Annotated in this window: 14 protein-coding genes; 3 read left to right on the top strand and 11 right to left on the bottom strand. The window is 34.7% G+C overall.

What is annotated here, in order from left to right; all coding sequences use genetic code 11:
* Positions 1-3: 3 nt before the first annotated feature.
* Entirely contained in the window at positions 4-567 is a 564-nt protein-coding gene (locus ACIQ2J_RS00815) for a 5-formyltetrahydrofolate cyclo-ligase (RefSeq protein ID WP_396165534.1), read from the bottom strand.
* The gene (locus ACIQ2J_RS00810; RefSeq protein WP_396165532.1) at positions 549-1,796 is read right to left on the bottom strand and encodes a pyridoxal-dependent decarboxylase; all 1,248 of its coding nucleotides are present in this window, start codon (positions 1,794-1,796) and stop codon (positions 549-551) included. Before ACIQ2J_RS00810 ends, ACIQ2J_RS00815 begins: the two co-directional genes overlap by 19 nt.
* A 482-nt stretch (positions 1,797-2,278) precedes the next feature.
* Here ACIQ2J_RS00810 and ACIQ2J_RS00805 point away from each other — a divergent pair, with 482 nt between their 5' ends.
* Positions 2,279-3,187: a hypothetical protein gene (locus ACIQ2J_RS00805; protein ID WP_396165530.1), complete on the top strand. Its 909-nt coding sequence runs from the start codon at positions 2,279-2,281 to the stop codon at positions 3,185-3,187.
* Between the two features lie 158 nt (positions 3,188-3,345).
* Here ACIQ2J_RS00805 and ACIQ2J_RS00800 read toward each other — a convergent pair whose 3' ends face one another.
* The 3 genes from ACIQ2J_RS00800 to ACIQ2J_RS00790 form a co-directional block, all read right to left on the bottom strand.
* A complete protein-coding gene (locus ACIQ2J_RS00800) occupies positions 3,346-3,753 on the bottom strand; it encodes a hypothetical protein (protein ID WP_396165528.1) in 408 nt (135 codons plus the stop codon).
* 288 nt (positions 3,754-4,041) lie between these two features.
* Complete coding sequence (locus ACIQ2J_RS00795) at positions 4,042-5,061, bottom strand: phenylalanine--tRNA ligase subunit alpha (protein ID WP_396165525.1); 1,020 nt, start codon at positions 5,059-5,061, stop codon at positions 4,042-4,044.
* A gap of 110 nt (positions 5,062-5,171) precedes the next feature.
* Complete coding sequence (locus ACIQ2J_RS00790) at positions 5,172-5,528, bottom strand: hypothetical protein (protein ID WP_396165523.1); 357 nt, start codon at positions 5,526-5,528, stop codon at positions 5,172-5,174.
* 187 nt (positions 5,529-5,715) lie between these two features.
* Between ACIQ2J_RS00790 and ACIQ2J_RS00785 the strand changes: the two genes are divergently transcribed.
* Positions 5,716-6,195 carry a CvpA family protein gene (locus ACIQ2J_RS00785; RefSeq protein ID WP_396165521.1) on the top strand — a complete coding sequence of 160 codons (480 nt, stop codon included), beginning with the start codon at positions 5,716-5,718 and terminating at the stop codon, positions 6,193-6,195.
* 240 nt (positions 6,196-6,435) lie between these two features.
* Here the strand turns inward: ACIQ2J_RS00785 and ACIQ2J_RS00780 are convergent, their stop codons facing one another.
* From ACIQ2J_RS00780 to ACIQ2J_RS00765, 4 genes are read right to left on the bottom strand one after another with little or no spacing between them, the layout of a single operon-like run.
* Entirely contained in the window at positions 6,436-6,759 is a 324-nt protein-coding gene (locus ACIQ2J_RS00780; RefSeq protein WP_396165519.1) for an SUF system Fe-S cluster assembly protein, read from the bottom strand.
* A 47-nt stretch (positions 6,760-6,806) separates the two neighbouring features.
* Positions 6,807-7,226, bottom strand: a complete 420-nt coding sequence (locus ACIQ2J_RS00775; protein ID WP_396165517.1) for a SufE family protein — start codon at positions 7,224-7,226, stop codon at positions 6,807-6,809.
* Positions 7,227-7,242: 16 nt separating this feature from the next.
* Entirely contained in the window at positions 7,243-7,677 is a 435-nt protein-coding gene (locus ACIQ2J_RS00770) for a hypothetical protein (protein ID WP_396165515.1), read from the bottom strand.
* An 11-nt stretch (positions 7,678-7,688) separates the two neighbouring features.
* Positions 7,689-8,903 carry an aminotransferase class V-fold PLP-dependent enzyme gene (locus ACIQ2J_RS00765; protein ID WP_396165513.1) on the bottom strand — a complete coding sequence of 405 codons (1,215 nt, stop codon included), beginning with the start codon at positions 8,901-8,903 and terminating at the stop codon, positions 7,689-7,691.
* A gap of 191 nt (positions 8,904-9,094) precedes the next feature.
* On the opposite strand from ACIQ2J_RS00765, the gene ACIQ2J_RS00760 reads away from it, so the two are divergent.
* Complete coding sequence (locus tag ACIQ2J_RS00760) at positions 9,095-10,441, top strand: serine hydrolase domain-containing protein (RefSeq protein WP_396165511.1); 1,347 nt, start codon at positions 9,095-9,097, stop codon at positions 10,439-10,441.
* Between the two features lie 67 nt (positions 10,442-10,508).
* Here ACIQ2J_RS00760 and sufD read toward each other — a convergent pair whose 3' ends face one another.
* Both sufD and sufC read right to left on the bottom strand, forming a co-directional pair.
* Positions 10,509-11,825 carry a Fe-S cluster assembly protein SufD gene (gene sufD, locus ACIQ2J_RS00755; RefSeq protein WP_396165508.1) on the bottom strand — a complete coding sequence of 439 codons (1,317 nt, stop codon included), beginning with the start codon at positions 11,823-11,825 and terminating at the stop codon, positions 10,509-10,511.
* A 69-nt stretch (positions 11,826-11,894) separates the two neighbouring features.
* Positions 11,895-12,644, bottom strand: coding sequence for a Fe-S cluster assembly ATPase SufC (gene sufC / locus ACIQ2J_RS00750; RefSeq protein WP_396165506.1), 750 nt, complete (start codon positions 12,642-12,644; stop codon positions 11,895-11,897).
* Positions 12,645-12,655: the final 11 nt, after the last annotated feature.

The raw sequence follows: 12,655 nt of genomic DNA, 5'->3' as shown, positions 1-12,655 counted from the left end.
ACTTTAGAATTTATAAATCCTATTTGGAGTTACGCAATAATCTAGTTGGATGTCCTTTTCAGAAGCATCTTCTATGATTTCTTCTGCATCAAAGAAAGATAACCCTATTTTTATGGTTTCGGGCTTGCATTCCGATAAAAATATATCGTAAAATCCTTTCCCATAACCCACTCGATTTCCTTTTACATCAAATGCTAAAAGCGGCACAAAAACCACCTCTATTTTAACCACAGGAACTTCCAAGCCATCAATAGGTTCTGGAATATTATAAGCGTTTTTTTGGAATTTGGTATTGTCCGTTAAAATGTAATGTGTCATTCCCAATGTTGCAAAATCACTTTTGGAAACTACAATTTCTTTATCTTTTCCCGCTAAAATATGCAGGAGGAACTCGGTATCAATTTCTTTTTGTTCGGCAATAGTTACAAATAAATGATAGTAGGATTTATCCCAAATATCCAATGAAAGCAACCGATTGGCAATTGCCAAACTCCATTCTTCCACTTCTTCTGAAGATAATTCGTGCCGTAATTCTTTATATTTTTTTCTTAGTTCTCTTTTAAACATAAAAGTGTTTCCTTCAATTCGTCTATAAAAATAGTCAAATGTTGGACTTCAACGTGATTCATCAGCACAATTTTATACCATTTATTTTCCGCATTGTGGGTTTCTGGAACTAAATCGTATTTTTCGGCTATGCTTTTCGGAATAAATTCGGAGTGAATAGTTACAATATTCATGTGCGGTTCTCTAAAATAGCGGATGCCTAAATTATCCAATTCGGAGCATAAATATTGGGTTCGCATTTGCAAAACACTCACTTTTTCAAACCACTCGTGTGGTCCGTAAGTAAATAAAATCATCCAAACGGCAACCGCATTAGCACCAGAGCGACTTCCGCAAAGGGTTAAATCCATTCCTTCTACATATTGCGCTTCTTTGGTTAGTACATTTTCAATTAAGCCTTTGCGGCAAATGAAAACGCCAGTGCCATAAGGTGCTTGCAGCATTTTATGCGCGTCAATAGTAATCGAACTAATTTTCGGATTACTGAAATTGATTATCGATTTTTCATTGCTAAACGGATATACAAATCCGCCATAAGCACCATCAATGTGGAGTTTATATTCTAAATTGTATTTTTCTAAAATAGTGGTATAAACTTCGGGATTGTCTACCGAGCCAAACATGGTCGTTCCCATATTGGAAACCACGATAAAGTATTTTTTTCCGTTTTCTTTGGCAGTAACAATAATTGCTTCTAATGCCAGTGCATTAATTTCTCTGTTTTCAAATGCCACCGGAATTTTCAACCAATCCAATTGCAATACATTTGCCGCTTTTGGTATAGAATAATGCGTGTCTTCCGATGTCAGAATTACAATTTCTGCCAGCATTGCTTGGTTTTTATATTGGAATAAATTCCGATACATCCAAATGGCTTGAATGTTGGCTTCGGTTCCACCCGGAGAAATATAACCATCATATCCGTTGGGATTTGCTTTAAAAACATCTACAGCCAAAACATCCAACACTTCTTTTTCCAATACGTGCGTTCCTTTAAAAGCACTTTCCGAATCGCCTAAAGTGTGGCATCCAATGTGATTGGGGTTGGCAACAAACGTTTGTAAAACGGGAGCATCCTTTAAAAAATCAGCATCATAAAATACTTTATCGTCCAATTTGGAGGCAGGATAACCCAAAGAGGTGTCTTTGGCAAAATTCACGTTAGCGTTCAATGCCTTTTGTACCTTGTTATTTCGTTCTTCTTTGGATAATTTTTTCCAGTAAATCATAGTTTGAAAATTTCCTCAAAACTACTCGAAGACAAGTGCTTAAAATATGATAATTGTTAGGTTCCCGATTTGTCTTTTGGCCAACTAATAGTAAATGATTATGCCATCGTCATTGTTGTAGATGGCATCGTCAGACATAATTATGCCATCGTCAAAGTTGTAGATGGCATATTCATACATAATTATGCCATCGGCAACATTGTAGATGGCATCTACATCTAATTTTATGGCAAATATATATATTACGTTAGCATATAATTAGATAATTAGAGTAGCAATAAGTTTGTAGATGGCAGCAAAAAGTAATTTTATGGCGGCTGTAACCTTGTTGATTATAAATTTAGCCAGGATAGTAGTATTTATTCATTTAAAATCTATATTTGAAAAGAAATAAAGTTGAACTGTTGTCATACAAAGCCACCCTATATTGGGTAGATTGGTCCAACTTTATCATACATATAAGATTTGGTAGCCATATAAGAATGAATGACAATATCTCACATAAGGAAATATTATTAACTAATGAGTTTATTCATTGGTTAATAAAAACGAGAAACTATATTGAACTTTTTGAAGATTCCGACACTTCAGGAAGTGACCCTTTTGATAGTGCAGGATACATTGAAAACGAACTTATTTTAATTGAGTTCAAAGACAATATAAGTAAAGGTATGGTCTTGTATAAGAATAGTAAAGGTTCGTCTATTGAGAAAAAAATAGGTCAAGTTTTAAAGCAAATTTACAGAAAAGAGGATGCAAGAATTTATAACTCTATTTCAAGTTTTTATACCAAAGATAAAATCCCAAACGCATTAATAGTTGCAAATAGAATTTCTGAAAATGCTTTAAAATTATTAATTAAAGTAATCGAAGAAAGACAAAAAGAATGGTTTTTTAATGCTGAAATTATTGTTTGGAAAAATAAAAATGGTAAAACTTTATATAAAAACAAGTCTGTTAACATTAAGACTAAACCTGACTCACAAATTGAATTTCCAGAATTTAAAAATACAGCACCTAAAAGAAAAGACAAGTTAAATTTAAAAGAAGTTGAAGGGATTTTTAAAACCATTAATAAATCAGAAGAGTTTGAAATGTTTATTAAATACTGCAAACAAATTGGAGCAAATATATCTTTTAATATCACAAACTTAAACGTTAAACTTAATAAAACAATTTTTGGAATTTGGCCATTTGAATCAAATATTGAAAAAGGAATAAGAATAACGTTTAATATTGAACAAATCAACAAAGAACTAAATTCAAATATTACTAATTTTAATGACTTAAATATTATAAGAAATGAAAATAAATTAGGTTATTTAGGTCATAATGCCTTTGTTAAAAATAAAGTAGAAATGCAGAATTTAATAATGAATTTAAGGAAATAAATACGGCTATCAAACCGAAAAATAATAGAAAATTTATTACTAAATACCCGCTCCCCGAAGAGTTCTTCAGTAACTTTACGCTCTGCATTCTATGGCCTCGTAGCCACAAACACCAACGCGCTCGCTCGTGTCCTACGGAATTACAAACTGGGCGGGAACTACCTTACTATAACACCTTCAACAAACAAAATTGGCACTTCTTCGGTGGTTTCTTCGTTAATGGTATTTTTTCGGAAGATGAATTTTTTGTCGTATAAGGTGTTTCCTATGAAGTAGGTCACCATAAACTCATTGTTGAGTGCTAGCACACTCTTTTCTATCATTTCTACTTTTACTACTGAAACCGATGGCACTTGCACGTAGGCGTGACGCAAGAGTGCCGTTTTTTTCATTTCGCCATCTAATGTGCCAAAGGCTTTGGAAACGACCATTACGCCGTCTAAATTGAAGTCGGAGTCGTTAACTAGATAGACGTTCCAAACTTTTTCCATAAAGTCATCGCTCCATTCGGAAATGGCTGCTAGGAATACGTTTTCTACTTCGGGGATGGTGATGTCTGCTTTCATGATTGTTGTTGTTTTGCCACTAATACACTAAGTCTCGAAGGTTTTTTTCTTAACTCAGCCGTGGTTTATTAAGATGGTGTTGCTTAGTAGTATTATTTTCACTCGACAATCATTGCCAAATAGCCCTGATTGGAGAGGAAATCCTGGCATTGCGATAAACTAAAGTGGTATTGGATTGCTTCGTTCCTCGCAATGACAGATTGAAACGGAAAGCAGGAATTACCTTTACTAAAATGCCCGAAACTTTCGCTTCTGAAAATTACTAGATTGATTAGTGCCTCGTAATGACTAGATTGACGCTTTGAATTGCTCTAAGAATCGGATGTCATTTTCGTAGAACATACGGATGTCGCCAATTTGGTATAATAACATTGCGATGCGTTCAATTCCCATTCCGAATGCAAATCCGTTGTAGTCTTCGGGGTTGATGCCGCAGTTTTTCAATACGTTTGGATCTACCATGCCGCAACCGCCAATTTCTAACCAACCGGTACCTTTGGTGATGCGGTAATCGGTTTCGGTTTTTAGTCCCCAGTAAATATCAATTTCGGCACTTGGCTCGGTGAAAGGGAAATAACTTGGGCGCAAACGAATTTTAGATTTTCCGAACATTTCTTTGGTAAAATACAAAAGAGTTTGTTTTAAATCGGCAAAAGAAACGTCTTTGTCAATATACAAACCTTCGACTTGGTGGAAAATACAGTGCGACCGCGAGGAAACCGCTTCGTTGCGGAATACTCTTCCTGGAGAAATGGTTCGGATAGGCGGTTTGTTGTTTTCCATGTAACGTACTTGCACGGATGAGGTGTGGGTGCGCAACAAAACGTCGGGATTGGTTTGGATGAAAAAAGTGTCTTGCATGTCGCGTGCCGGATGGTATTCTGGCAGGTTTAATGCGGTGAAATTATGCCAATCGTCTTCAATTTCTGGTCCTTCGGAAACGTTGAATCCGATGGTAGAAAATATGTCGATGATTTGGTTTTTAACTATAGAAATAGGGTGACGAGAGCCAATAGAAATAGGTTCGCTCGGGCGGGTTAAATCGCCATAGAATCCTTTTATTTCTTCTTTGCTTTCTAGTTCTTCCTGAATGGATTTTACTTTTTCTTCGGCAACCGCTTTTAGGGTATTGATTACTTGCCCGAAGTCTTTTTTCTGGTCGTTAGGAATGTTTTTGAACTCGGTGAAAAGTTCTTTCAGCAAGCCTTTACTTCCTAAATATTTGATGCGGAATTGCTCTAAAGATTCTTTGTTTTTGTCATTGAATGCTTTAGCCTCTTCGATATGTTGTTTAATCTTGTCTATCATCGGGATTTCTTTGAAGGTGCAAATTTAAGTAAAAAGGTTGTAGGTTGTAGGCTGTAGGTTGTAGGTTTTTTTAAAATATTCTACAATCAACCATCATTAATCCACAATCGTTAATCAATTAGTTCTTTTTCGATAAAATAATTCACAATGGCTTCTTTCATTAAAACCGATTGTTCTCCTGCTTTTAAAGGCGGAAGTTCCTCTTTTATGATGTAATGGGGCCAGCCTTCTTTATCTACATAATCAAATTGGTAATAGCCATAAGGCTCTAGCAATCGGCAAATGGCGATGTGCATGAGGTTTAGTTTTTCGTCTTTTTTAAATAATTGTTGGAACCTGCCAAATTCTTGCACTCCGATAAGGTAAATTATGGCATCCAAATCTAAATCCTCGCCTTGCGAAAATTGATTGGAAAGGATGGACACGACATTTTCCCAGCGTTCTTTTAGTTGTATATCTCTTGACATTTTTATTTTTTAGAGGAAAGAAAATAGAGAAAAGACCCTAGGCTTGCCGAACAGAGCGAAGCTAAAATAGATCGTTTCCCTAAAAATTTCTATTAGATTGCAAATATATCACATTTAGAGTCTTTTCTCTTTGTTCTATTATCTATATTCTTTTCTGTTATCTTTGCAATTCATTTTTAGAGAAATTATGGGCTTTATAGATATTGTTTTAGGTGCATTATTGGTTTTTGGATTGATTCGTGGTTTACGAAACGGACTTATTGTGGAATTTGCTTCGTTGATTTCGTTTTTCGTAGGAATTTATTTAGCAGTAAAATTTTCTTCGGTACTTGGAGATAGCAAAACGGCTAAAGTAACTGCTTTTGTAATCATATTAATAGTCGTCATTATTGGAATTCACTTACTAGCAAAGGCCCTTTCTAAAATTGCTAGCGCTATGTTGTTGGGAGGATTAAACAAAATAGGCGGTGCTGTTTTTGGAACTTTAAGAACAGCTTTGTTCTTGGGCGTGATTTTGAGTTTATTTCAAAAAGTAAACATCAACAATACTTTAGTTTCCAAAGAAACACAGGCTAAATCTATGTTTTTTAATCCGATTTTAAAAACCTCGGAGTTTATGCTGCCGGTTTTATCGAATTGGTTTATGGATTTGAAGAAGAAGGTTTAGTTTTTAGTGGTCAGTGAGCAGTGAGCAGTGCTCAGTGATCTGTCCCGTCAGTGCTCAGATTCGGAGCCTCAAAATTCATATTAAAAGAGTGAAAATTCATGTTATTAACCTGAAATTTCACTCTTGTTACCACAATTTTCAGTCTTTTAGACTCAATTTTCATTTTTTGGTCTTATAGACGGATTGCAGAATACTGAGCACTAAATTCTGCTTTCTGCTTTCTGAACACTGAACACTTTTTTAAAGCATCCCTAACTCCAACTTTGCTTCTTCGCTCATTAAATCTTTGCTCCAAGGTGGATCAAAAGTAATCTCCACTTCGCAAGATTTAATAGTGTCTATTTTAGTTACTTTTTCTTCCACTTCACGTGGCAAAGTTTCAGCAACTGGACAATTAGGAGAAGTTAAGGTCATCAAAACTTTTACTTCATTTTCTTCATTAATCATTACATCGTAAATCAATCCTAATTCGTAAATATCTACTGGAATCTCTGGATCGTAAATGCTTTTTAAAACTTTTACAACCGATTCTCCTAAATTAATTTCGTCTTTAAATTCTTCCATAATTATTGCATTGCGAGACCTTAAAAATCTCACGTTAGTTTTTGTTTTTAATTTTTAGCATTAAATGCCAAAGCGTACATTTTTATTTGTTTGATCATCGAGACTAATCCGTTGGCACGTGTTGGAGAAAGGTGTTCTTTCAAACCAATGGCATCAATAAAATCGGTATTAGCATCTAAAATATCAGTGGCTTTTTGGTTAGAAAAAACACGTATCAATATAGCAATAATTCCTTTGGTAAGTATGGCATCACTATCGGCAGTAAAGACTATTTTGTCTTCCATTAATTGGCCATGAACCCACACTTTAGATTGGCATCCTTTAATGATATTATCTTCCGTTTTGTATTGTTCGTCGATCAATGGCAACGATTTCCCTAAGTCGATAATATATTCGTAGCGTTGCATCCAATCGTCAAATAATGAAAATTCGTCAACTATTTCTGCTTTTAATTCTGTAATGGTCATCTGGGGATATTTGGAATTATTTTGGATTAGCCAACAACACTATTTTATTTACAATTTTTTCTATTTCTACTGGAGGAACTCCATGATCAAAATCTAAGGTTTGGTACTCTTTTTCTTTATAGGAAACTTTTAAGTTGGCAATAGCAGCGCCATCGTAAAATCGTTTTTGTGTAGGGTCTTTAAAGGTTGCTAAGCTATCTAATTTCACTAATTTAAAAAGACCAACTAACGCATTCCAATCGGCATCTGAAATCTTAGTTGCATTTCCTTTGCTTTCCTCTCCACGAGTTTTATTGATAAATACTTCGTGATTTTGAATCGTTATTTTTTGATAAAAACCTCTAGTATTAGCGGTGTATACAATTTCCGCAGTAGCAAGGTCATTTTGAGATTCTTGCGAACACCCTTTTGCCATAAAAAGAGTGATAAATAATAGTGCAATTGTTTTCATAAATTTATTTTTTAAGACAACATCATTTGAGCTTTTTTTACTCCTTCTACAAAGATATCAATTTCTTCTTTGGTATTATAAAAGGCAAAACTTGCTCTTATCGTTCCCGGAATTTTAAAGTAATCCATGATTGGTTGCGCGCAATGATGTCCGGTTCGTACTGCTATTCCTAATTTATCGATAATCGTGCCAATATCATACGGATGAATTCCATCAATGTTAAACGAAATTACCGATGTTTTTTCTTTAGCGGTTCCGAAGATTTTTAAACCTTCTATTTGTAGTAATTTTTCAGTTGCATAAACCAACAATTCATGTTCGTGTGCAGCAATGTCATCAAAACCAATTTCATTAAGATAATCTATTGCAGTTCCAAGCACAATTCCTGCTTCTATATTTGGAGTACCTGCTTCAAATTTATGTGGTAAATCGGCATAGGTAGTTTTCTCGAACGAAACCGTTGCTATCATTTCTCCACCACCTTGATAAGGAGGTAATTTTCTAAGCCATTCTTCTTTTCCGTACAAAATTCCAACTCCTGTTGGACCGCATATTTTGTGACCAGAAAACACATAAAAATCGCAATCCAGTTCTTGAACATTTGGTTTTAAATGTGGTACAGCTTGGGCACCATCGATTAAAACAGCTGCTCCAACTTGATGTGCTTTGTCAATAATATATTTTACTGGATTTAAAGTTCCTAACGCATTAGAAATATGATTGACAGTAACAATTTTAGTTTTATCAGAAAGTAATTTATCAAATTCAGAAAGGATTAATTCCCCATTTTCGTTCATCGGAATTACCTTCAAAACAGCACCTGTTCGTTCGCACAACATTTGCCAAGGAACAATATTACTGTGGTGTTCTAAAGCCGAAACCAATACCTCATCGCCCGATTTTAATATCGAAGCAAAACCATTGGCAATAGCATTAATTCCGTGGGTTGTTCCCGATGTGAAAATCACTTCATAAGGAAATTTTGCGCTAATATGAGTTTGAATTTTACCACGAGAAATTTCGTAAGCATCTGTAGCTAATTGGCTTAATGTGTGAACGCCACGATGAATGTTGGCATTAATTTCTTCGTAATACTTTGTAATGGCGTCAATCACAACTTTTGGTTTTTGTGAAGTAGCACCGTTATCGAAATATACCAAGGGTTTTCCGTTTACTTTTTGTGAAAGTATCGGAAAATCGGCTCTTATTTTATTTATATCTAACATCCTTATTTATAAAAATTCTAAATACAAAAGTACACATTTTGAAGTTGAATTTTCTCAAACGTTTGTTAATAAATTAAACCGTGAAAGAATTATAAAAAATCAAGCTTTAAAAGCTTATTGAACTTAATCTGACACAAGTGTAAAGTAAATAGTTTCGCTTTTTTTTATAAATTGCATGAAAAATGTTTCAAATGAAAAAATTCTTTAAAATCTTTGCTGTTTTACTTTTCTTGCTTTTAGTTTATCTTCGAACAGCAATTTATCCACAACTCGATTTAATATCTGGATTTGCATCCAAAAGCGTGGCTTCGGGTCATTTTTTGGATAATCGATCATTGGAAACCATCCAACAGGGAGATAACGATATTCCGAAAATTGATTGGGCAAAAAACACAATTGATGCTACTGAAAAATATGTAACAGCAACAGTTTATGGTTTAAAAGAACGTAAAGCCATATATCGTGAAGGACTTGGCGCAACTTTAATCAACGACGATTTTGACGTTTCAAAACCTTATAATGTTCCAAAAAGAAAAAAATTAGAGAACAATTTACCTTTTCCGTATGGAAATAACGAGCCAAAAGACACGGTTTTTACCAATATCGATTACAAAAAATTAAATGCTACTGTAGCAAATGCATTTGATAAAAAAGGTGAAAAATCAAAGCGAACTCGGGCTATTTTAGTAATATATAAAGACAAAATTATTGCCGAAAAATACGACACTAATTTCAATAAAAATTCTAGACTTTTAGGCTGGTCGATGACTAAAAGTATCACGGCTACTATGTTTGGTATTTTGCAAAAACAAGGTAAAATAGATGTTACAAAACCTGCGCCAATTACCGAATGGAAAAAGGATAATCGTGCTAAAATCACTCTAAATGATTTACTGCACATGAACTCTGGCTTGGAATGGGAAGAGAAATACGATAAAATTTGTGATGCTACCAAAATGCTTTTTCAAGCCGAAAACATGAGCCGAGCACAATTGGAAAAACCCCTTGCATTCGCACCCAACACCCATTGGAATTATTCCTCGGGAACTACCAATTTATTATCTGGGATTTTAAGAAATCAATTCAAAACCCATCAAGAATATTTAGATTTTTGGTACACTAATTTGTTAGACAAAATCGGGATGAATTCGGCGCTGGTTGAAACCGATATGGCTGGAAATTTTGTAGGTTCCTCTTATGGATGGGCAACTGCGAGAGATTGGGGAAAATTTGGTTTATTATACCTCCATAAAGGCAACTGGAATGGCGAGCAATTGTTTGACGAAAGTTGGGCTAACTATGTGGCAACACCTACCAATACTTCCAATGGGAGATATGGCGCACAATTTTGGTTAAACGCAGGAGGTCATTTTCCAGATGTACCAAGAGAAATGTATTATGCCAGCGGATACCAAGGGCAAATGGTTGCAATTTTCCCAAGTCGGGATTTAGTAATTGTACATCTTGGCTTGAGTGAAAAATTTGACTTCAATAGGTTTTTAAGTGGGGTTACTGGAAGTTTATCAAAAAAGAACTAAGATAAAAACAAAAAAGAGCGCAAAGAATAAAATCTTGCGCTCTTTTGATAAATTTATCGGTCTTATTTTATAAATCAAATCCTAAACTAACCCCTAATTTAGTAGCAATAATTTTAGTAATTCGTTGTTTTAATTCGGGTATTTTAATGCTTTCGATGACTTCGTTAGAAAAGGCATACATCAATAATGCCTTGGCTTCTTTCTTCGGAATTCCGCGTTGTTGCATATAAAACATAGCGCTTTCGTCCAATTGACCGATAGTGCAACCGTGCGAACATTTTACATCATCTGCAAAGATTTCCAATTGTGGTTTTGCATTTATAGTTGCTTTATCACCTAATAAAATGTTATTATTTTTTTGAAAAGCATTCGTTTTTTGGGCTTCTCTTTCAACATAAATTTTTCCGTTGAAAACCCCTGTAGAATTATCGGCAAGAATCGTTTTATAGTTTTGATGGCTTTCACAATTGGGTGTAGCGTGATTTACCAAAGTGTAATGATCTACGTGTTGCTTGTCACCAATGATGGTAATTCCTTTTAAAGTCGAATCAATTCGTTCGCCAAAATGATAGAAATTCAGGTTGTTTCGAGTGATGTTTCCACCAAAAGAAAACGTATGAACCGAAACTCTACTTTCTTGTTTTTGAGAAATATAGGTGTTATCCACCAAGTTTGCCGATTGCAAATCATTTTGAATTTTATAGTAATCTACGATAGCGCGTTTTTGAGCAAAAATCTCGGTAACGGAATTCGTCAACACAGGATTTTCATTCAAACTTTGATGTCTTTCTATAATTTGAACATGAGCATTTTCTCCCACAATTACCAAGTTTCGTGGTTGCACCATCAAGGCATCTTCCACTCCGGTAGAAAAATAAATGATCTCAATTGGTTTTTCAACTACCTTGCTTTTTGGGATATTTATATAGGCTCCTTCATTTGCGAAAGCGGTATTTAGTGAAGTTAAACTCTCTTCTTTGCTGGCAATTTTGTTGAAATATTCATCAATAATCATCTTGTATTTTGGTTTGGTCAATGCCGAAGACATTAAGCAAACATCCAATCCATCGTGGGAAGTAGAGGATAAAAACGAAGAGAATTTTCCATCCACAAAAATCACTTTAAAAGTATCTATTTCGTGCAAAAAGTATTTTTTTACTTCTGCAAATTCAATAGAATTTTCGTGTTTTGGAAACACCGAATAATCATTTTTCAAAATGGAATTCAGCGAAGTATATTTCCAAGCCTCCTCTTTTTTGCTTGGAAAGCCTTTATTTTCGAAGTTTTTTATTGCTAAAGTACGAACATCATGCAACTGAGAAGTCACATCAATTTGCTCTTCAAATGCCATGAAAGACGATACTAATTTTTCTTTTAAATCCATTTTATTTGTTTATGGTTTATGGTTTTTAGTTTATGGTTGTAAGAACCATAAACAATAAACTACAAACAGTTAGACTAATTCACTTTTAATCCAATCGTATCCTTTTTCTTCCAACTCGTAAGCCAATTCTTTTCCGCCTGATTTTACTATTTTTCCATCCATCAAAACGTGAACAAAGTCCGGAATAATATAATCTAACAAACGTTGGTAGTGCGTGATTACTAACACCGCGTTATTTTCGTTTTTAAGTTTGTTTACGCCGTTAGCAACGATACGAAGCGCATCAATATCCAAACCAGAATCGGTTTCGTCTAGGATGGCTAATTTTGGTTCTAACATTGCCATTTGAAAAATTTCGTTACGTTTTTTTTCACCACCTGAGAAACCTTCGTTTAACGAACGGGATAAAAACTTACGATCCATTTCTAACAATTCCGATTTTTCACGAATTAATTTCAGCATTTCGTTGGCCGGCATTTCTTCTTGCTTGTTGGCCTTACGTTTTTCATTAATGGCTGTTTTAATGAAATTGGTAACCGAAACTCCAGGAATTTCTACGGGATATTGAAACGACAAGAAAACCCCTTTATGTGCTCTTTCCTCAGGAGCCAATTCAGAAATGTCATCCCCTTCCAAAAGGATTTCACCTTGAGTAACCGTATAATTTTCATTTCCGGCAATAATGGAAGAAAGTGTGCTTTTTCCAGCACCATTTGGTCCCATTATGGCATGAACTTCTCCAGCATTTACTTGCAGGTTGATTCCTTTTAATATTTCTTTATCTTCGATGGAAGCGTGTAAGTTTTTTATTGATAACATTTATGGTTCTT

The sequence above is a fragment of the Flavobacterium sp. genome (assembly GCF_044357305.1).
Lineage (GTDB): Bacteria > Bacteroidota > Bacteroidia > Flavobacteriales > Flavobacteriaceae > Flavobacterium.
The sequence above is the reverse complement of the archived record's forward strand: the minus strand, read 5'-3'. Positions and strand labels throughout refer to the sequence as shown.

Bases quoted from the DNA above. Each gene is read 5' to 3' on its own strand.
- ACIQ2J_RS00815 (WP_396165534.1), bottom strand. From the start codon at position 567: ATGTTTAAAAGAGAACTAAGAAAAAAATATAAAGAATTACGGCACGAA.
- ACIQ2J_RS00810 (WP_396165532.1), bottom strand. From the start codon at position 1,796: ATGATTTACTGGAAAAAATTATCCAAAGAAGAACGAAATAACAAGGTA.
- ACIQ2J_RS00805 (WP_396165530.1), top strand. From the start codon at position 2,279: ATGAATGACAATATCTCACATAAGGAAATATTATTAACTAATGAGTTT.
- ACIQ2J_RS00800 (WP_396165528.1), bottom strand. From the start codon at position 3,753: ATGAAAGCAGACATCACCATCCCCGAAGTAGAAAACGTATTCCTAGCA.
- ACIQ2J_RS00795 (WP_396165525.1), bottom strand. From the start codon at position 5,061: ATGATAGACAAGATTAAACAACATATCGAAGAGGCTAAAGCATTCAAT.
- ACIQ2J_RS00790 (WP_396165523.1), bottom strand. From the start codon at position 5,528: ATGTCAAGAGATATACAACTAAAAGAACGCTGGGAAAATGTCGTGTCC.
- ACIQ2J_RS00785 (WP_396165521.1), top strand. From the start codon at position 5,716: ATGGGCTTTATAGATATTGTTTTAGGTGCATTATTGGTTTTTGGATTG.
- ACIQ2J_RS00780 (WP_396165519.1), bottom strand. From the start codon at position 6,759: ATGGAAGAATTTAAAGACGAAATTAATTTAGGAGAATCGGTTGTAAAA.
- ACIQ2J_RS00775 (WP_396165517.1), bottom strand. From the start codon at position 7,226: ATGACCATTACAGAATTAAAAGCAGAAATAGTTGACGAATTTTCATTA.
- ACIQ2J_RS00770 (WP_396165515.1), bottom strand. From the start codon at position 7,677: ATGAAAACAATTGCACTATTATTTATCACTCTTTTTATGGCAAAAGGG.
- ACIQ2J_RS00765 (WP_396165513.1), bottom strand. From the start codon at position 8,903: ATGTTAGATATAAATAAAATAAGAGCCGATTTTCCGATACTTTCACAA.
- ACIQ2J_RS00760 (WP_396165511.1), top strand. From the start codon at position 9,095: ATGAAAAAATTCTTTAAAATCTTTGCTGTTTTACTTTTCTTGCTTTTA.
- sufD (WP_396165508.1), bottom strand. From the start codon at position 11,825: ATGGATTTAAAAGAAAAATTAGTATCGTCTTTCATGGCATTTGAAGAG.
- sufC (WP_396165506.1), bottom strand. From the start codon at position 12,644: ATGTTATCAATAAAAAACTTACACGCTTCCATCGAAGATAAAGAAATA.